The following is an 18,586-nucleotide window of genomic DNA, read 5'->3' on the forward strand; positions in this document are numbered from 1 at the left end:
CAAAAGTAACTCTCGCTTAATGTACAGAAAACGGGTTGGCGAACATTTTAGAGATATTGGCAGCCTCTACCCATGCGCGACCATCACATGACGAACGGCGGTATAATCCTCCAGCGCATAGAGAGACATGTCCTTGCCGTAGCCAGACTGCTTCAACCCGCCATGCGGCATCTCGTTGGTCAGCATGAAATGGGTGTTGATCCAGGTGCAGCCATATTGCAGACGGGCGGCCGTCGCCATGGCGCGCGAGACGTTCTTGGTCCACACCGAGGATGCCAGGCCGTAGTCGCTGTCATTGGCCCAGTTCACGGCTTCATCGACTTCGGAGAAGCGGGTGATGGAGACGACCGGACCGAACACTTCGCGGCGCACGATCTCGTCTTCCTGCAGCGCGCCGGCAACCACCGTCGGCTGGTAATAGAAGCCGGAGCCTTCGCCCGGCTTGCCGCCGGTGGTGATCTCGATGTGCTTCAGTTCCGAAGCGCGCTCGACGAAGCTCGAGACTCGATCGCGCTGGCGGCGCGAGATCAGCGGCCCGATCTCGTTTTCGGTGTCGTCGGGCTGGTTGTATTTGATGGTCGAGACGGCAGATGAGAGATCGGCGACGAGCTTGTCGTAGATCTTCTTGCCGGCATAGATGCGGCAGGCGGCTGTACAATCCTGCCCGGCATTGTAGTAGCCGAAAGCGCGCAGGCCGTTGACCACGGCGCCGAGGTCGGCATCGTCGAAAACGATGACCGGCGCCTTGCCGCCGAGTTCCAGATGCGTGCGCTTGACCGACTTGGCGGCGGCCTGCAGCACCTTCTTGCCCGTGGCGACGTCGCCGGTGATCGAAATCATGTTGACCTTGGCGTGATTGATCAGCGTGTTGCCGACGCTGTCGCCGCGGCCGAGCACGACATTGACGACGCCCTCGGGCAGCACCTCGGCCAGGATCCTGGCCAGCTTCAGCGCCGTCAGCGGCGTCTGCTCCGACGGCTTGAAGACGACGGTGTTGCCGCCGGCAATGGCCGGCGCCAGCTTCCAGGCCATCATCATCAGTGGATAGTTCCACGGCGCGATGGAAGCGACGATGCCGATCGGGTCGCGCCGCACCATCGAGGTGTGGCCGGGAATGTATTCGCCGGCGACCACGCCCGGCATCGAACGCACAGCGCCGGCAAAGAAGCGATAGCAGTCGACGATCGCCGGGATCTCGTCATTGAGCACGGCGTTGATCGGCTTGCCGCAATTCAGCGCCTCGAGCGCCGCGAACTCCCGCGCGTTGGCCTCGATGCGGTCGGCGATCTTGAGGAGATAGCCGGAGCGCTGCGCCGGCGTTGTGCGTGACCACAAGACGAACGCTCGCTCGGCGGCAGTAACAGCCGCCTCGATCTGCGCCTGGCTGGCTTCAGGCAAATTGAGAATGGTCGCCCCGGTCTTTGGATTCAGAATCGGCTCCTCGGTCTCGGTGCCGTTCTCGAAGCTCGAGCCGATCAGCATCTGGGTGTCCATGCAGGTTCTCCTCGGTCAGGAGCGAGTAGCGAATAGCGAGTAGCGAATAGGGCTGGTCGTGCAATCTCCCCTATTCGCTGTTCGCTACTCCCTATTCGCTGTTCTTCATTTGCCCGAACCGGCGATCTGGTCGCCGTCGCGGGTCAGGTAATAGGCGGCAAGGATGGGCAGCAGCGTCACCAGCACCACGACCATGGCGACGACATTGGTGACCGGACGCTGGCGTGGGCGGATCAGCTCTTCCAGCATCCAGATCGGCACGGTCTGCTGCTGGCCGGCGGTGAAGGTGGTGACGATGACCTCGTCGAAGGAGAGCGCGAAGGCGAGCATCCCCCCGGCAAGCAGAGCGGTGGCGATGTTGGGCAGCACGACGTGCCGGAAGGTCTGGAAGCCGTCGGCGCCGAGATCCATCGAGGCCTCGATCATTGAGCCGGAAGCGCGGCGGAAACGGGCGACCGCATTGTTGTAGACGACGACAACGCAGAAGGTGGCGTGGCCGAGCACGATCGTCCAGAACGAGAACGGTATGTCGGCCAGTGAGAAGGCGGAGCGCAATGCGATGCCGGTGATGATGCCGGGCAGTGCGATCGGCAGGATGACGAGCAGCGAGATGGTCTCGCGGCCGAAGAATTTCGTCCGCGACACGGCGGCGGCGCACAGCGTGCCCAGGATCAAGGCAATCGCGGTCGAGATGGCGGCGACGCGGACCGACAGCGACAGCGCCTGCCAGACATCCGGCCGGTTCCAGGTGACGGCGAACCATTGTGTGGTCAGCCCCGGCGGCGGCCAGACGAAGCTCTTCTCTTCCGTGGTGAAGGCGTAGACGAAGATCAACAAGATCGGCAGATGCAGGAACAGCAGGCCGCAGGCGGCAGCGATCTTGAGGCCGAGCGGAGCGGATTGCGAACCGTCAGAGCGCATCGAAGGCCCCCATGCGCTTGGCGCCCCAGAGATAGAAACCCATGATGACGATGGGCACGACGGTGAAGGCTGCGGCGAGCGGGATGTTGCCGGCTGTGCCTTGCTGCGAATAGACGGCCTGCCCGATGAACAGCCGCGATGTGCCGATGATCTGTGGGATGATGTAGTCGCCCAGCGTCAGCGAGAAGGTGAAGATCGAGCCGGCGACGATGCCGGGCAGCGCCAGCGGGAACAGCACGTTGCGGAAGGTCTGGCCCGGCGATGCGCCGAGATCGGAGGACGCCTCGACCAGATTGCCGGGCACGCGCTCCAATGCCGCCTGCACCGGCAGGATCATGAACGGCAGCCAGACATAGACGAAAGCGATGAAGGTGCCGGTGGCGGAGACCGACAGGGAATTGCCGCCGACGACCGGCAGCGACAGCCAGCCATCGAGCACCCAGAGCAGATGCAATTTGGCGAGCAGCCAGGTCAAAATGCCTTCCTTGGCGAGGATCAGCTTCCAGGCGTAGATCTTGACGAGGTAACTCGACCATAGCGGCAGCATGACGCCGAGATAGAACAGCGCCTTCCAGCGGCCGCGGGCATAGCGCGCCGCATAATAGGCGATCGGGAAGGCGATGACGGCCGAGGCCAGCGTGACCAGCACCGCCATCGTCACCGTGCGCAGGATGATGTCGAGATTGGCGGGCTGGAACAGGTCGCCATAGGTCTTCAGCGTGAATTCGTGGTTGATGAGGCCGGAGAACTCGTCGATCGAAAAAAAGCTCTGCGCCAGAAGTGCGAACAACGAGCCGATATAGACAACGCCGAGCCATAGAACCGGCGGCAGCAGCATGAGGAACAGCAGCAGTTGCGGCTTGCGCCAGAAAAGGTCCGACAGTGCGCCGCGCATGCCACCGCTGCCGGGCAGGATGGCGGGGGCGGAGGTTGAGTTGAGCGCGGCGATGGTCATGGGGCGACCGCGTGCTGAAGGAACCCTGAGAAGCCGCGTTCCTTCACACCCCCCTCTGTCCTGCCGGACATCTCCCCCTCAAGGGGGGAGATCAGCAGTTTCGCTGCCTCGCCAAATCCCCAACGTTGAAGATTGGCGAAACCGGGAGGAACAGCCAATCTCCCCGCTTGAGGGGGAGATGTCCGGCAGGACAGAGGGGGGTGCTTGGCGCAAACCTCAATCATGCCGGCTCGTCCATCAAATGCAAATGCTCGCGGTTGAACGTCAGCACCACCGCTTCGCCTTTCGCCGGCAGCTTTGTCCCGGCCGGTACGATGGCGTGCAGCCTCAACCCGTCGGCGTCGAGCGTCAGCTTGGTCGTAGCGCCGAGATAGTTGGTTCCGACCAGGCGCGCGGCGACGCCCTCGCCTTTGGCGGCGCGGCCGATGCGGATGGATTCGGGACGCAGGCTGCCCCAGCGGTGCTGGCCGGAATAGCGCTGGACGAAGTCCGGCGGCAGTACGTTGGAGGAGCCGACGAAATCGGCGACGAAGCGGGTCTTCGGCCGCTGGTAGATGTCTTCCGGCGTGCCGATCTGCATGATCTTGCCGTCATTGAAGACGGCGACGCGGTCGGCCATCGACAGCGCTTCGCCCTGGTCGTGGGTGACGAAGACGAAGGTGATGCCGAGCGCCTTCTGCAGCGACTTCAGCTCTTCCTGCATGTTCTCGCGCAGCTTGAGGTCGAGCGCGCCGAGCGGCTCGTCGAGCAAAAGCACCTTGGGCTGGTTGACCAGCGCACGGGCCAGCGCGACGCGCTGGCGTTGGCCGCCGGAGAGCTGGCCGGGACGGCGGGCGCCATAGCCGGGAAGCCGCACCAGTGACAATGCCTCTTCCGCCGCCTTCTGCTGCTGCGGCTTGGCGATGCCCTTGACCATCAGCCCGTAGGCGACATTGTCCAGCACGTTCAAATGCGGGAACAGCGCGTAGTCCTGGAACACCGTGTTGACGTTGCGGCGATAGGGCGGCACGCCCTCGGCTCGGTCGCCGAAGATCGAGATCGAGCCCGAGGTCGGCTGCTCGAAGCCGGCGATGAGGCGCAGGCAGGTCGTCTTGCCGGACCCCGACGGACCGAGCATGGCGAAGAACTCGCCCGGCACGATATCGAGATCGACCGCATCGACGGCGCGCACGCTGCCGAAATGGCGAGAGACTTTCTGGAAGGAAACGGCCGATGTCATGGGCTGTCCGTCTGTTGCCGGTTTGTGTTCGTCGAAATAGCTCTTGCCGCCACCAATCAGGCCAGCGGGCACGGCACTTCACCTCCCCCTCGATGGGGGAGGTCGCGGCGAAGCCGCGGGTGGGGTGACTAGCACCGGACGTCAGCGTTGCCCCCCCGACGCTGCGCGTCGACCCTCCCCACAAGGGGGAGGGTTAAGGGAGCTCACCGCCCGCCGATGACGCCGATATAGTCGGACACCCAGCGGTAGTAGGGCACGCAGTGGTCGTTCTGGGTGGCGCACTTCGAGACCGGCGTCTTCCAGAACTTGATCTTGTCGAAGTTCTCGTAGCCGTTGGTCTTGCAGCCTTCCTCGCCGAGCAGCTCGTTGCCCTTGCAGGCAGCGGGCACCACGGGGAGCGAGCCGAACCAGGCCGAGACATCGCCTTGCACCTTGGGCGACAGCGAATGCTCAAGCCACATATAGGCGCAGTTGGGATGCGCGGCGTCGGCCTCCATCATGGTGGTGTCGGCCCAGCCGGTGACGCCTTCTTCCGGCACGGTCGAGGCGACCGGCTTCTTGGCGGCAACCAGCGTGTTGACCTGGTAAGGCCACGAACCGGAAGCGACGACGCCTTCGTTCTGGAAGTCGTCGACCTGGATGGCGGCGTCATGCCAGTAGCGGCCGACCAGCGTCCGCTGAACACGCAGCAGCTCGAGCGCTGCCTTGTACTGGTCTTCGTTCAGTTCGTACGGGTCCTTGATGCCGAGTTCCGGCTTGTGGAACATCAAATAGTTGGCGGCGTCGGCGATGTGGATCGGGCCGTCATAGGCCTGGACGCGGCCCTTGTTGGACTTGCCGTCCGGCAGGTTCATTTCCTCGAAGACGACGTTCCAGCTCTTGGGCGCTTCCTTGAAGACATCGGTGTTGTACATCAGGATGTTCGGGCCCCACTGATAGGGAACGCCGTAATGCACCTTGTCGACGGTGAACCAGGGCGCATCCTTCAGACGGTCGTCTACCGCCTTCCAGCTCGGGATGAGATCGGTGTTGATCGGCTGCACGCGCTTGCCGGCAACGAGGCGCAGCGATGCGTCACCCGAAGCGGTGACTAGATCGAACCCACCCTCATTCATCAGCGAGACCATCTCGTCGGAGGTGTTCGCGGTCTTGACGTTGACCTTGCAGCCGCTCTCCTTCTCGAAGGAGGTCACCCAGTCATAGCCCTTGTCGGTTTCGCCGCGCTCGATGTACCCCGGCCAGGCAACGATGCTGACCTCCCCTTCGCCCTTGCCAAGTTCCTTGACCTGGGCGACGGCCTGACCGGAAAAGGTCAGCGCGACCGTCAAGGCGGTGCACGTCTTCAGGAATGAATTCATCGTCAATCTCCCATTTTGGCGCCTGACTGCGAAGCGAGTCGCCGCCGCGGTCAGCCGCAGGCTGAAAAGCGTCAGTTCATTCGATGGCACGTTGCCGCTCTGATGGCGGCTTTCGTCCCTGACATGAAAAGTGCTCGGAAAATTCCGGTTTCGCAAATTCATTTATCAGAAACGCGATATCGGTTTTTCCGATAGATAACCACGCAACCCTATCAACGCTGCTGGCGTACCATACGCTGCGACTGGGCAAGGCCGATGAAGTCGCGCGACGCCTGCGGCAGACCGGAGCCGCGGCGCCAGACCATGCCGACCTGGACGACCGGCAGGGAACCCGAAATGTCGCGCGATTCGATGCGGTCGCCTTCCAGCGACCACGGCCGGTAGACTAGGTCGGGCAGCAACGCCACGCCCGCACCTGTGGCGACGAGGCTGCGAACGGCTTCGACCGAGCGGGTGCGAAAGGCGACATGCGGCCTGGCGCCGATCGCCGCCAGAAGCTTGCCGGTGTTCTCCTCGATCTCGTCGACGGTCAGCATGATCAGCGGCTCGCCGGCAATGTCGCCTATGCCGATAATGTCGGCGCTGGCCAGCTTGTGGCCGAGCGGGACCCACAGCCGGTAGGCCGAGACCTCGAGGATTTCCGACTGCAGCGCGGTGCGGTCGCGCAAATTGGAGGTGACCATGACGGCAATGTCGAGCTTGCCGCCGATCAGCAGATGTTCGAGATAGTCGCCATTGTCCTCGATGGCCGAGACATCGACGCCGGGATAGGCGCGGCGGTAGCGCGCCAGCAGATCGGACAGCACATAGCCCGCGACCAGCGAGGTGACGCCGAGCTGCAGCCGCCCGCCGGCCACCACCTGGTCGTCGGAAAAAGCGCGGCGCGCGTCGGAGACGTCGGCCAGGATCTTGGTCGCATGGCGCAGGAACTGGTGGCCTTTGTGGGTAATGTTGAGGCCACGCGGATGGCGCTCGAACAATTCGACGCCGAGATCGCTCTCCAGCTCCTTGATCGCCTCGGTGACCGAGGATTGCGAGATGGAGAGGTTTTGTGCGGCGCCCGACACCGTGCCTTGCTCGGCGACGGCAATGAAGAACTGCAGCTGGCGGATGGTGAAAGCCATGGCCGGACTAAACACCGGCGCGCCGGGGAAGGAAAGCCGAAGGCGGAGCTTATACCCATACGGCTTGAGGCGCCTCCTGGTCAGCCGAACCTGAGGCGCCGCCGGCAGGCTGAACCGTAGCGCAGCGCGAGCATGAACGCCGTCTCCAGCGCCATGACGATGACGATGATGCGAAAGCCGATGGCATAGGAATCCCGGCCGCTGCCGCGCATAAGGTAGCCGGTGACGAGGAAGCCGGTGTTCCATAGCGTGGCGCCGAGCAGCGTCGCCGCCGCGAAGGGCAAGAGTGGAAGACGGAGCGCGCCGGCCGCGATCGGCAGATAGTTGCGAACCGTCGGGATGAACTGCGCCAGCAAGGAGACCCGGACATGATGGCGGCGATAGGCCTGACCAAGCTTGCTGTAGGTCGCATAGCGCAAGCAGACATATTTGCCGAAACGCTGGACCAGCCTGTCGGCACGATCCAAGCCAATCCGACGACCCAAACTATACCAGACAAGGCAGCCTGTGATGGCGGACAGCGTCGTTACCAGAAGCAGGATCGCCAGCGCCGGGAGATCGGGGGCTGCCGTCATGCCGAGGAACAGCAGCAGCACATGCGAGGGCGGCAGCGGCAGGATCTTTTCTGTGAAGGCGAGGCAGGCGACGCCGAGCAGGCCGAAGCCCAGGATCGCCGACAGTGGATCAGTCATGCGAAGCGCCAGTCATAGGTTTTGAGGTTCTTGATCCTGGACACCTTATACACCGTCATACACCGTCGCCGGCGGAAAGTTGCGGAATGTCCGGCCAAGCCGGGTCGGCTTCCAGGTCGGAGCGCGCAAGCGTCCAGGCCATGAGGAAAGACAAGGCATCGTTTGCAGCATGGTGGCCTCATTGCTGATGCGGGCGATTCGCCCGGCCCGCATTTCGACGAGGCGCTGTTTGCGGCTGCCAAGTTGCATGGACATTGCGAAGAGCGGGATGATTGAAAAACAATTTTTCACCAGAACGACATCTTACGCGGCCGGCAACGCGGCGCGCATGATGCACAACATCGCCTTCGTGGTATCGGGTGGCGGCATGGCCGGGATCGCGGCGCGCCAGTCGCTGGTGTTTGGCTAGGCCGCAGCAATGCTAAGGCGCGCTCCAGCCTCGGCAAGTGCCGAGGCAATGTCGCGCGGCGGCGGCTGGTCGGTGGCGAGTTCGGAAAAACCGTCGAAGCCGCAGACCTGGACCAGACCCTGGCGACCGAACTTGGTGTGGTCGGTGATGACCAGCGAGCGCTGGCCGCGCGACAGCACCATGCGGGCGAACTCCGCCTCTTCCAGATCGTAGTCGGCAAGGCCTGCGGCGGCATCGACGGCGCCGATCGAAATCACCGCATGGCTGACCGAGAAGCGGCTGACGAAATCGATCGCCGAGGCGCCGAAGGCGGCTCCGGAATCGCTGCGCAATTCGCCGCCGGCCATATAGACCTTGTTGCCGTTGACGGTGGCCAGCGTGCGGGCGATATCGGACGAGTTGGTGACGACCGTCAGCCGCCGGTGGCCGAGCAGTTCGCGGGCCAGGAACGAGGTCGTGGTGCCGGTGTCCAGCATGACCGATTCACCGTCGCGAATGGTGGCAGCGACCATGCGGGCGATCAGCCGCTTGGCCTCGGCATTGTCGCGCATGCGCCGCTCGAAGGGCGCTTCGCCGGCCATCGACGGCAGGCCGATGGCGCCATGCATCTTGAGCACCGAGCCATTGCCGGTCAGTGGCTTGACATCCCGGCGCACCGTTTCAAGCGAAACCCCCAGCCGGTCGGCGAGGCTGGCAATGGTGACGGTGCCCTCTTCCTTGAGGAGGCGGAGGATTTCGCCATGCCGTTTCGAATGGATCATCTGGCTTCCTCAGTTTGCGGCCTGCCCGGTTTTAGGGCAATGCCGCCGTTTTTAAAGGAATTGCTCGTGGTTTCGGGCAAAACACCCAAAAAAAGTCGCAACATTTCATTGACAGTTAGGCAGCACTGGCGTGACATTGACGGCGTGACAGCTTCGGAACTGCCACGGGAGGGTGATGGCAGAGCCGCAATTCACGGACCGGACCGTCTGGCCAGACCGTCTGGGTTTGAACTGGCACAAAAGTTTCTCAAATCCGCGGGGGCGGAGACCGGGTATCAAAACCTGGCCAGAGGGGCTCGTCGGTGCGGCGCGGGATAGGAGTTCCTGCGTCCCGCACCGACGAGATTTTTTGCGTTTCCCAACGCTCGTTGCGCGGCCCATGGCGCCTGGGAAAGCTCCGCAAAAGTCAGGGATGGTCCCGTGACTGCTGAAGACCGCATCCGGGCCTTGCCCTGCTGGAACGGCAACATCGACATTGCGCCGCTGCCGGGCGGCCTCAGCAACGCCAATTATCTGGTCAAGGACGCAGCCGGGCGGCATGTCGTGCGCTTCGGCCAGAACTATCCATTTCACCACGTCTTTCGCGACCGCGAGGTGATGACGGCCCGGGCGGCGCACGCCGCAGGCTTCGCGCCGGCGGTCCGCCATTCCGAACCCGGCATCATGGTCACGGAATTCCTCGGCGCGAAAACCTATGTCGCCGAGGATGTGCGCGCCAATATCGGCCGCGTCGCAGCGCTTATGCGCGGGTTCCATCGCGAGATGCCCAATCACATCTCCGGCGCCGGCTTCATGTTCTGGGTCTTCCATGTCATCCGCGACTATGCGCGAACGCTGAGCGAAGGCGGCAGCCGCAAGCGCGACGAGCTGCCCAGGCTGCTGGCTCTGGCCGACGAGTTGGAGCGGGCGCAGAAGCTGCTGCCGATCGTATTCGGCCACAACGATCTTCTGCCGGCAAATATCCTCGACGATGGCGACAGGTTGTGGCTCATCGATTTCGAATATGCCGGTTTCAACACCGCGATGTTCGATCTTGCCGGCGTTGCCTCCAACGCCGAGATGAGCGACGCGGAGTCCTTCACTTTCCTCACGGCGTATTTCATGCGCGAGCCGGATAAGGCGATCCGCCGCTCGCACGCGGCCATGCAATGCGCCTCGCTGCTGCGCGAGGCGATGTGGAGCATGGTTTCCGAACTTTACCTCGACGCGCCCGGCATCGACTACGTCGCCTACACCGCGGAGAACCTGACGCGGCTCGACGCGGCGCTGGACAATTACCGCACGAAGTACGGGACACAGTCATGACATTGCCTACACATGCCGGCATCGTCGTCATCGGCGGCGGCATTATCGGCTGTTCGACGGCCTATCACCTGGCGCGCGACCACAAGGCCGATGTCGTGCTGCTGGAACAGGGCAAGCTGACCTCGGGTTCGACCTGGCATGCGGCCGGGCTGGTCGGCCAGTTGCGCTCGTCGGCCTCGATCACCCGCGTGCTCAAATATTCGGTCGAGCTCTACAAGGGACTGGAAGCCGAAACCGGGCTCGCTACCGGCTGGAAGATGACCGGGTGCCTCAGGCTTGCGACCAATGCCGACCGCTGGACCGAATATAAACGGCTGGCGACGACGGCCAGGAGCTTCGGCATGGACATGCAGTTGCTGTCGCCGGGGGAGGTCAAAAAGATGTGGCCGCTGCTGGAGACCGGCGACCTCGTCGGCGCCTCCTGGCTGCCGACCGATGGGCAGGCCAGCCCCTCCGACATCACGCAGTCGCTGGCCAAGGGCGCGCGCATGCATGGCGCCAAGCTGTTCGAGGACGTCCGCGTTACCGGCTTTGACATGACGGACGGGCACATCACCGCGGTGAAGACCAACAAGGGCGACATTGCTTGCGACAAGGTGGTGAACTGCGCCGGGCAATGGGCACGCCAGGTCGGCGCGATGGCCGGCATTTGCGTGCCGCTGCAACCGGTCAAGCACCAGTACATCATCACCGAGAAGATCGACGGGCTGGCGACCGACGCGCCGACAATCCGCGATCCCGACCGCCGCACCTATTTCAAGGAAGAGGTCGGCGGGCTGGTGATGGGCGGCTATGAGCCGAACCCGCAGGCCTGGGCGACCGGCCTGCCCGGCGGCGATGTCCCCGATGACTGGGAGTTCCGCCTGTTCGACGACGACTACGATCATTTCGAACAGCATATGAGCCAGGCGATCGCGCGCGTGCCGGCGCTGGAGACGGTCGGCGTCAAGCAGATGATCAACGGGCCGGAGAGTTTTACGCCGGACGGCAATTTCATCCTCGGTGTCGCGCCCGAATGCGCCAACATGTTCGTCGGCGCCGGCTTCAACGCCTTCGGCATCGCTTCCGGCGGCGGCGCCGGCTGGGTGCTGGCGCAATGGGTTGTCGATGGTGAAGCGCCGCTCGACCTTTGGGTGGTCGACATCAGGCGCTTTTCCAATTTGCACCGCGACCGGCAATGGGTCAGCGATCGCACGCTGGAAGCCTATGGCAAGCATTACACGATCGGCTTTCCGCATGAGGAGTACGTCTCGGGCCGGCCGCGCATCGTCTCGCCGCTCTACGAGCGGCTGAAAGCGCACCGCGCGGTGTTCGGCTCCAAGCTCGGCTGGGAACGGCCGAACTGGTTCGCGCCGCAGGGCGCCACATCCGAAGACATTTATTCCATGGGCCGGCAGAACTGGTTTGGCCCGGTCGGCGAGGAGCATCGCCATGTGCGCGAGAAAGTCGGCATCTTCGACCAGTCGTCCTTCGCCAAATACGAAATGACGGGTTCGGATGCGGCTAAGGCGCTGGACTGGATCTGCGCCAACGATGTCGCCAAGCCGGTGGGACGGCTGACCTACACGCAGCTTCTCAACACGCGCGGCGGCATCGAGGCCGATTTGACGGTGGCCAGGCTCGCCGAAGACAAATTCTACATCGTGACCGGCACCGGCTTCCGCACGCATGATCTCTCCTGGATCGGCGACCATGTCGGCAAGGGTCTCGACGTGACGTTGAAAGATGTCACCGAGGATTTCGGCACGCTGTCACTGATGGGACCGCGGGCCCGCGACGTTCTGGCTGCCGTGACCGATGCCGATGTCTCGAACGCCGCCTTCCCGTTCGGCCATATCCGCGAGATCACGACTGCCGGCCATACGATTCGGGCGCTGCGCGTCACCTATGTCGGCGAGCTTGGTTGGGAATTGCATGTGCCGATCGCCGCCACCGGCGAGATTTTCGACACGGTGATGGCGGCAGGCAAGCCGCACGGCATCCGGCCGATCGGCTACCGGGCGCTGGAATCACTTCGGCTGGAGAAAGGCTACCGCGCCTGGGGCTCCGACATCACCCCCAACGACACGCCTCAGGAGGCCGGCCTCGGCTGGGCGGTGAAGCTGAGGAAGAACACCGATTTCGTCGGCCGGCGGGCGCTCGAAAAGATCAGCGGCGCCGACCTGAAGAAACGCTTTGCCGGCTTCACGGTCGACGATCCCGATATCGTGCTGGTTGGGCGCGAGACGATTTTGCGCAATGGCGAACCGGTCGGCTATCTCACCAGCGGCGGTTATGGCTACACGCTGGCTAAGAACATCGGCTATGGCTATGTCCGCAACGCCGATGGCGTCAGCGACGATTTTCTCAGCTCAGGGGACTATGAGCTGGTGGTCGCGATGGAACGGACGCCGGCCAACATTCATCTCGAACCGATGTACGATTCTTCGATGAGCAGGATCAAGGCGTAGACGAAACCTGGATTAGCTCACACGGAGTACAAGGCCGCGGCTGGGCACGGTGTCAGCCTCGCCCGGCATCGAAACATAAGGCGCAGTCTCCTCGGCACGAACGACCCTGACCTCAGCCTCGAGCGCAGCGATGCGATCGGCAAAGCCGGCGTTCCACAGCGTGTTCTTGATGGTCAGCACGATGACGCCACCGGGACGGCAGACGCGGATCAGTTCGTCCAGCCCCTCGGCGCCGACATGGCCGGAGGTGAAAACGCCGGCCGAGACGATGCCGGCATAGGCATTGTCGGCAAAGGGCAGTGGCCCGCCGAGCGCCAGGCAATGCAGCGCCGAATAGACGCCCTTTGCCGCCGCTTTAGACAGCATGCCTTGCGAAATATCGAGCGCTTCGACCTGGGGATAGCCGGTGATGGCCAGCCACTCGCCGATCAGCCCGGTGCCGGCGCCGGCGTCGAGAAGCGGTGCGGCGCCGCGCGGCAGATGGCGGGCCAGCAGGGCCAGGCAGATCGTCGGATGGCGGTAGCCGGCGGCCGACATGTCGGCATCGTAGGTTTCCGACCAACTGTCATAGATCGCGGCGACGTCCTCGGGCCGTTGCGCCGCATAGGCGGCGCCAAGCCCGCCATGATCCTTGTTGCCCGCCATGGCTGTTTCTCCGCCAGCTCGCTGCTCACCCTCGATCGGATGATAGCCAAACGGCGAAAACTGTGGAACCGTTGTTGCAAGAAATACACGGCCAAGGGCAACAGGCATGGGGACGGACGAGGCACGCGCAACACTTGCGGCAATTCCGGCATTGGCGGGCTATGACGGACCGCTTGAGCGGCTGGGCGGGATGACCAATCTCGTCTTTCGGGCCGGCGATATCTGCCTGCGTATCCCCGGCAAAGGCACCGAGGAGTATATCAACCGCGCCAATGAAGCGGTGGCGGCGCGTGAGGCGGCCAAAGCGGGCGTCAGCCCCGAAGTGCTGCATGTCGACCCCGCGACAGGCGTGCTGGCGAGCCGCTTCGTTGCCGGCGCCGTGACGATGTCGCCGGAAAAGTTCAAGCTGCGCGCCGGCACCCCGGCCCGCGCCGGCGAAGCCTTCCGCAAGCTGCACACGTCCGGTGCGGTATTTCCGTTCCGCTTCGAGCTGTTTGCGATGATCGACGACTATCTCAAGGTCTTATCGACCAAGGAAGTCGCCTTGCCGCCGGGCTACCACGACGTGGTGCGCGAATCCGACACCGTGCGTGCGTCCCTTGCCGCGCATAGACTGCCGATTGCCGCCTGCCATTGCGATCCACTGTGCGAGAATTTTCTCGATACGGGCGAGCGGATGTGGATCGTCGACTGGGAATATTCGGGGATGAACGACCCGCTCTGGGACCTCGGCGACCTCTCGGTCGAAGGCCGGTTCGACACCGCGCAGGAGGAAGAGATGATGCGCGCCTATTTCGGCGGCGAGGCAAAACCGGCCGAGCGCGGCCGCGTCGTCACCTACAAGGCGATGTGCGACCTGTTGTGGACGCTCTGGGGCCTTATCCAGCTTGCCAACAACAACCCGGTCGAGGATTTCCGCGCCTATGCCGACGGCCGCTTCGCCCGTTGCAAGGCGCTGATGGAAACGCCTGAGTTTTCACGGCATCTGGCGGCGGTGCGCCAAGGTTAGGTCAATTCACGCCTTTCGGCACGTTCTCCGGCGGCACGACTATTTCGACCACCTTCTGGCGGTGGAAGATGAACAGGCCGGCGAGCACGACGATGGCCGCGCCGATCAGGATGCGCGGTCCCGGCACGTCGCCGAAGAAGGCCAGGCCGAAGATCACCGCCCATAGAAGCAGGCTGTAGTGCAGCGGCGCCAGCGTCGAGGCAGGGGCCAGTTTCAGCGCCCTGGTAATCATCAGATGCGCGCTGCAGGAGACGATGCCGAGCAGGAGCATGGCGCCGAAATCGAGTGCCGAGGGCGTCTGCCAGGCGCCGATGGTCATCACGCCGCCGACCAGCAGCGTGCCGATAGTCTGCCAGGTGACCAGCGTTGTGTCGCTGGTGCCGCGCAGGCGGCGGCTGAGGATGATGGCGAAGGCGAAGGCAATGCTGCCGACCAGTGCGAACAGCGAGGACTGCGAGAACGCCGCCGAAGACGGCTTCAAGATGATCAGCACGCCGCAGAAGCCGACCATGATGGCGGCCCAGCGGCGCCAGCCGACCTTTTCGCCGAGCAGGAAATGCGACAGCGCCGCCACATAGATCGGCCCGGCCATGTAGAAGCTCATCACATCGGCCAGCGGCAGATAGACGACGGCCGCGTAAAACAAGGCTGTATCCACCGTGGTCGCCAGCACGCGCAGAATCTGGAGGACCGGCCGCTCCATCTGGAACAGTCTGCCGGCGCCCTGGTTGGCGATCATCGGGCCGAGCACGATGAAGGCCCCGATCGATCGGATCAGCACCACCTGCCCCACCGAGAAGCTGGCGACCAGCCATTTGCCCATCGCGTCGTTCAGCGCGAACATGAAGTCGCCGGCCAGCATCAAAAGGATGCCGGCCAAAAGCACGTTCCTGATGGTAAAGGTGCGGACGAGCGACTGGGCCATGCGGCTCCCTAGCTGCAAGCGGCCGCTTTGACGAGGCAAATCGGTAAGACCAGCGGCGGAAATCGGCTGTTTCTACGCAGTTTTGTGCCGCCGGTTCACCTGTCCGGGACGGCCGGCGATCGACAGCCGTGTCTCCTGCTTCGTGCGCTCGGCCACCACCTTGCCCCTGGCGACGACGCACAGCCGTTCGGCACGTAACCTCAAGGCCTCGATCGGGTTGCCGGCATCGAGGATAACGAAGCTGGCGCGCTTGCCCACGGCAAGGCCGAGATGATCGAGGCCCATGATGGCGGCGTTGACATTGGTGACCATGTCGAAGCAGCGCGCCATGTCGGCAGGGCTCGACATCTGAGCGACGTGGAGGCCCATGAAGGCGACGTCGAGCATGTCGGCGGTGCCGAGCGAATACCAGGGGTCGAGAACGCAATCCTGGCCCCAGCCGACGCGGATGCCGAGCGCCTGCATCTCCTTCACCCGGGTCATGCCGCGGCGTTTGGGAAACGTGTCATGGCGGCCCTGCAGCATGATGTTGATCAACGGATTGGGGATCGCCGACACACCGGCCTCGGCAATCAGCGGCAGGAGCTTGGAGACGTAATAATTGTCCATCGAGTGCATGGAAGTCAGGTGCGAGCCGGCCACCTTGCCCTGAAGGCCAAGGCGGTGGGTCTCATAGGCAAGCTGCTCGATGTGGCGCGACAGCGGATCGTCGGTCTCGTCGCAATGCAGGTCGACCATCAGCCCGCGCTTCGACGCGATTTCGCACAATTCGGTCACCGAGCGCGTGCCGTCGGCCATGGTGCGTTCGAAATGCGGGATGCCGCCGACGATGTCGACGCCCATGTCGAGCGCGCGGATGGTGTTGTGGCGCGCCGTCGGCGAGCGATAAAACCCGTCCTGCGGGAAGGCGACCAATTGCAGGTCGATATAGGGCGCGACAATCTTCTTGACGTCGAGCAGCGCCTCGACCGCGAGCAACCTGTCATCGCAGACATCGACATGGGTACGGATGGCGAGCAGGCCCATCGAGACCGCCCAGTCGCAATAGGCGAGCGCCCGCTCGCGAACCGCGTCATGCGTCAGGAGCGGCTTCAGCTCGCCCCATAGCGAAATGCCCTCCAGCAGCGTACCCGAAGCGTTGATGCGTGGAATGCCGTAGGACAGCGTGGCATCCATATGGAAATGCGGATCGACGAAGGGCGGCGAGATCAGATTGCCACGGGCGTCGATCGACGTGCCGGCGCTGACATGCAGTTCGGGCTCGATGGCGACGATCGTCTCGCCGATGATGCCGAGGTCGGCGACGGTGCCGTCGGGCAGCGTTCCGCCGCGCACAACAAGGTCGAAATCCATCTGTCGTCATCTCCCCGCAGATCAATCGCCGCAATCGTGGCGCAAAAGACACCGTGCCGCAGCCGATTGTCTCCGCGACAGCGAAAGGTTCCATCCGGCCACAACTCGCTCTATAAGCCGCCTTTCGCCCTGGTGGCGAATCCGAAATTCGTCAGTCAGGCATGGGATCGGCCATTTGTTTCGCTTCTTCCGTTCGACGGAAAACCAGCGCCTTATCGCAAGGCTTTTGCGGGAATCCTTTCACGCGCATAGATTTGGCTACGCTGCGGCCATTCTGTCGATGCTGGTGGTGGCGGCAACGACAGCAGCCAGCGCCTATATGCTGCGCGAAATCACCAATGAATTCGTGGTTTACAAGCGGATTGGGCAGGTCAATCTGATCGCGGCGGCGACCGGAGCGATTTTCATTCTCAAGGGCTTCGCAAACTTCATCCAGGCCTACTTCATGAGCAGGGTCGGCAATGCCATCATCGCCGACCGGCAGCGCAAGATCTATGACAGCATTCTTGCGCAAGGCATCGAATTCTATCATTCGACCTCTTCGTCCGAACTGATTTCGCGCATGACGAACAATGCCCAGGCCGCGCGCAGCGTGCTCGACCAAATCGTCACGTCCTATGTTCGCGACCTGGTGACGCTGGCTGCGCTGGTGGGTGTGATGGTCTGGCAGCAGCCGGCGCTGTCCCTGATCTGTCTGGTGATCGGGCCGATCGCCATTTACGGCGTCAATCGTATCCTGAAGCGCGTCCGAAAAATTGCCTCGCAAGAATTCCGTTCGCTCGGCCAGATCGTGCAGGTGATGCAGGAAACGGCGATCGGCGTGCGCGTCGTCAAATCCTTCGGCCTCGAAGGCGCCATGCGCAAGCGCATGTACAAGGCCGTGTCGGACGTGGAGAGCCGCGCCAACAACATCGCCACGCTGGAGGCCGCCACCAGCCCGGTGATGGAAACACTTGCGGGGCTGGCCATCGCTGGCGCCGTTTTTGTCAGCGGCTTCCTGGTTCTGGGCGGCGGCGGTCAGATGCCGGGCAACATCATGGCGTTCATCGCGGCGCTGCTGTTGGCCTATGAGCCGGCCAAGCGCCTGGCCCGCGTACGCATCTCGCTTGAAACCGGCATTGTCGGCGTGCGCATGATGTTCCAGCTCGCCGACCGGCCGCTGACGCTGGCCGAAAAGCCGGATGCAAAGCCGCTGCGGGCCGGGCCGGGCGAGATCCATTTCGACAATGTCAGCTTCGCCTACCCCGAAAGCGCGCCGGTGTTCGAGGGACTGGACCTGACGCTTGCCGCAGGCAAGATGACGGCGCTGGTCGGACCCTCGGGCAGCGGCAAGTCGACCATCCTCAACCTGATCATGCGCATGTACGACCCGCAGGTCGGCAGGGTGATGTTCGACGGGCAGGACATTTCTTGTGCCACGCTCACCTCGGTCAGGGAAAAGATCGCCTATGTCAGCCAGGACACGTTCCTGTTTGCCGGCACGATCATGCACAACATCAGGCTCGGGCGCGAGGGCGCCACGGACGAGGAAGTAATGGCCGCCGCAAGGGCCGCCAATGCACATGACTTCATCAGCGCCCAGGCGAAAGGGTACGACACGGATGTCGGCGAGAATGGCGCGCTGCTGTCAGGCGGCCAGCGCCAGCGCATCTCGATCGCGCGCGCCATGCTGCGCAATGCCGAAATCCTGCTGCTCGACGAGGCGACCAGCGCGCTCGACGCCGAATCCGAGGCGCTTTTCCGCGACGCGCTGCAGCAGCTGACGGTCGGGCGCACCACCATCGTCATTGCCCACCGCCTGTCGACCGTGCACCAGGCCGACACGATCGTGGTGCTGGAGGCCGGCAAGGTGGTGGAAAGCGGCGCGCATCGCACGCTGCTCAACCAGGGCGGGCTGTATCAGAAGCTTTACGAATATCAGCTGATGCCGTGAGCTTTACCCTCCCCCTTGTGGGGAGGGTCGCTG

Annotated in this window: 16 protein-coding genes; 5 read left to right on the top strand and 11 right to left on the bottom strand. The window is 63.5% G+C overall.

The window, feature by feature from the left end; all coding sequences use genetic code 11:
• Positions 1 to 66: 66 nt before the first annotated feature.
• The 7 genes from X757_RS155375 to X757_RS155345 all read right to left on the bottom strand — a co-directional run bounded on the left by X757_RS155375 (position 67) and on the right by X757_RS155345 (position 7,763).
• A complete protein-coding gene (locus tag X757_RS155375) occupies positions 67 to 1,494 on the bottom strand; it encodes a gamma-aminobutyraldehyde dehydrogenase (RefSeq protein ID WP_023702661.1) in 1,428 nt (475 codons plus the stop codon).
• Positions 1,495 to 1,599: 105 nt separating this feature from the next.
• On the bottom strand, positions 1,600 to 2,415 hold the full coding sequence (locus X757_RS155370; RefSeq protein ID WP_023702660.1) for an ABC transporter permease: 816 nt from the start codon (positions 2,413 to 2,415) through the stop codon (positions 1,600 to 1,602).
• Entirely contained in the window at positions 2,405 to 3,370 is a 966-nt protein-coding gene (locus tag X757_RS155365; RefSeq protein ID WP_023702659.1) for an ABC transporter permease, read from the bottom strand. The genes X757_RS155370 and X757_RS155365 overlap by 11 nt, the downstream gene beginning before the upstream one ends.
• Positions 3,371 to 3,590: 220 nt before the next feature.
• Positions 3,591 to 4,589 (bottom strand): ABC transporter ATP-binding protein, encoded by a 999-nt coding sequence (locus X757_RS155360; protein ID WP_023715589.1) that lies wholly within the window; start codon positions 4,587 to 4,589, stop codon positions 3,591 to 3,593.
• A gap of 203 nt (positions 4,590 to 4,792) precedes the next feature.
• The gene (locus X757_RS155355; protein WP_023688802.1) at positions 4,793 to 5,947 is read right to left on the bottom strand and encodes an ABC transporter substrate-binding protein; all 1,155 of its coding nucleotides are present in this window, start codon (positions 5,945 to 5,947) and stop codon (positions 4,793 to 4,795) included.
• 212 nt (positions 5,948 to 6,159) lie between these two features.
• Positions 6,160 to 7,071 carry a LysR substrate-binding domain-containing protein gene (locus tag X757_RS155350; RefSeq protein WP_023673412.1) on the bottom strand — a complete coding sequence of 304 codons (912 nt, stop codon included), beginning with the start codon at positions 7,069 to 7,071 and terminating at the stop codon, positions 6,160 to 6,162.
• A gap of 80 nt (positions 7,072 to 7,151) precedes the next feature.
• Positions 7,152 to 7,763 carry a DedA family protein gene (locus tag X757_RS155345; protein ID WP_023725817.1) on the bottom strand — a complete coding sequence of 204 codons (612 nt, stop codon included), beginning with the start codon at positions 7,761 to 7,763 and terminating at the stop codon, positions 7,152 to 7,154.
• A gap of 247 nt (positions 7,764 to 8,010) precedes the next feature.
• Here X757_RS155345 and X757_RS1000000168880 point away from each other — a divergent pair, with 247 nt between their 5' ends.
• A complete protein-coding gene (locus X757_RS1000000168880; protein WP_023713562.1) occupies positions 8,011 to 8,172 on the top strand; it encodes a hypothetical protein in 162 nt (53 codons plus the stop codon).
• Here X757_RS1000000168880 and X757_RS155340 read toward each other — a convergent pair.
• Entirely contained in the window at positions 8,169 to 8,933 is a 765-nt protein-coding gene (locus X757_RS155340) for a DeoR/GlpR family DNA-binding transcription regulator (RefSeq protein WP_023685103.1), read from the bottom strand. The genes X757_RS1000000168880 and X757_RS155340 overlap by 4 nt on opposite strands.
• A gap of 420 nt (positions 8,934 to 9,353) precedes the next feature.
• On the opposite strand from X757_RS155340, the gene X757_RS155335 reads away from it, so the two are divergent.
• Both X757_RS155335 and X757_RS155330 read left to right on the top strand, forming a co-directional pair.
• Positions 9,354 to 10,238 carry a phosphotransferase family protein gene (locus tag X757_RS155335; RefSeq protein ID WP_023725818.1) on the top strand — a complete coding sequence of 295 codons (885 nt, stop codon included), beginning with the start codon at positions 9,354 to 9,356 and terminating at the stop codon, positions 10,236 to 10,238.
• A complete protein-coding gene (locus tag X757_RS155330) occupies positions 10,235 to 12,688 on the top strand; it encodes an FAD-dependent oxidoreductase (protein WP_023725819.1) in 2,454 nt (817 codons plus the stop codon). The genes X757_RS155335 and X757_RS155330 overlap by 4 nt, the downstream gene beginning before the upstream one ends.
• Before the next feature lie 12 nt (positions 12,689 to 12,700).
• On the opposite strand, the gene X757_RS155325 is transcribed toward X757_RS155330, so the two are convergent.
• On the bottom strand, positions 12,701 to 13,333 hold the full coding sequence (locus tag X757_RS155325) for a class I SAM-dependent methyltransferase (protein WP_023692639.1): 633 nt from the start codon (positions 13,331 to 13,333) through the stop codon (positions 12,701 to 12,703).
• Between the two features lie 106 nt (positions 13,334 to 13,439).
• Between X757_RS155325 and X757_RS155320 the strand changes: the two genes are divergently transcribed.
• Positions 13,440 to 14,342 (top strand): phosphotransferase family protein, encoded by a 903-nt coding sequence (locus X757_RS155320; RefSeq protein ID WP_023725820.1) that lies wholly within the window; start codon positions 13,440 to 13,442, stop codon positions 14,340 to 14,342.
• A 1-nt stretch (position 14,343) separates the two neighbouring features.
• Here X757_RS155320 and X757_RS155315 read toward each other — a convergent pair whose 3' ends face one another.
• Both X757_RS155315 and X757_RS155310 read right to left on the bottom strand, forming a co-directional pair.
• A complete protein-coding gene (locus X757_RS155315; protein WP_023725821.1) occupies positions 14,344 to 15,267 on the bottom strand; it encodes a DMT family transporter in 924 nt (307 codons plus the stop codon).
• Between the two features lie 72 nt (positions 15,268 to 15,339).
• The gene (locus X757_RS155310; RefSeq protein WP_023698914.1) at positions 15,340 to 16,620 is read right to left on the bottom strand and encodes an amidohydrolase family protein; all 1,281 of its coding nucleotides are present in this window, start codon (positions 16,618 to 16,620) and stop codon (positions 15,340 to 15,342) included.
• A 175-nt stretch (positions 16,621 to 16,795) separates the two neighbouring features.
• On the opposite strand from X757_RS155310, the gene X757_RS155305 reads away from it, so the two are divergent.
• Positions 16,796 to 18,553 (top strand): ABC transporter ATP-binding protein, encoded by a 1,758-nt coding sequence (locus X757_RS155305; protein ID WP_023698913.1) that lies wholly within the window; start codon positions 16,796 to 16,798, stop codon positions 18,551 to 18,553.
• Positions 18,554 to 18,586: the final 33 nt, after the last annotated feature.

This window comes from Mesorhizobium sp. LSHC412B00 (assembly GCF_000503035.1).
GTDB lineage: Bacteria > Pseudomonadota > Alphaproteobacteria > Rhizobiales > Rhizobiaceae > Mesorhizobium.

Coding starts and splice junctions, on each gene's coding strand:
- X757_RS155375 (WP_023702661.1), bottom strand. CDS start 1,494: ATGGACACCCAGATGCTGATCGGCTCGAGCTTCGAGAACGGCACCGAG.
- X757_RS155370 (WP_023702660.1), bottom strand. CDS start 2,415: ATGCGCTCTGACGGTTCGCAATCCGCTCCGCTCGGCCTCAAGATCGCT.
- X757_RS155365 (WP_023702659.1), bottom strand. CDS start 3,370: ATGACCATCGCCGCGCTCAACTCAACCTCCGCCCCCGCCATCCTGCCC.
- X757_RS155360 (WP_023715589.1), bottom strand. CDS start 4,589: ATGACATCGGCCGTTTCCTTCCAGAAAGTCTCTCGCCATTTCGGCAGC.
- X757_RS155355 (WP_023688802.1), bottom strand. CDS start 5,947: ATGAATTCATTCCTGAAGACGTGCACCGCCTTGACGGTCGCGCTGACC.
- X757_RS155350 (WP_023673412.1), bottom strand. CDS start 7,071: ATGGCTTTCACCATCCGCCAGCTGCAGTTCTTCATTGCCGTCGCCGAG.
- X757_RS155345 (WP_023725817.1), bottom strand. CDS start 7,763: ATGACTGATCCACTGTCGGCGATCCTGGGCTTCGGCCTGCTCGGCGTC.
- X757_RS1000000168880 (WP_023713562.1), top strand. CDS start 8,011: ATGGACATTGCGAAGAGCGGGATGATTGAAAAACAATTTTTCACCAGA.
- X757_RS155340 (WP_023685103.1), bottom strand. CDS start 8,933: ATGATCCATTCGAAACGGCATGGCGAAATCCTCCGCCTCCTCAAGGAA.
- X757_RS155330 (WP_023725819.1), top strand. CDS start 10,235: ATGACATTGCCTACACATGCCGGCATCGTCGTCATCGGCGGCGGCATT.
- X757_RS155325 (WP_023692639.1), bottom strand. CDS start 13,333: ATGGCGGGCAACAAGGATCATGGCGGGCTTGGCGCCGCCTATGCGGCG.
- X757_RS155320 (WP_023725820.1), top strand. CDS start 13,440: ATGGGGACGGACGAGGCACGCGCAACACTTGCGGCAATTCCGGCATTG.
- X757_RS155315 (WP_023725821.1), bottom strand. CDS start 15,267: ATGGCCCAGTCGCTCGTCCGCACCTTTACCATCAGGAACGTGCTTTTG.
- X757_RS155310 (WP_023698914.1), bottom strand. CDS start 16,620: ATGGATTTCGACCTTGTTGTGCGCGGCGGAACGCTGCCCGACGGCACC.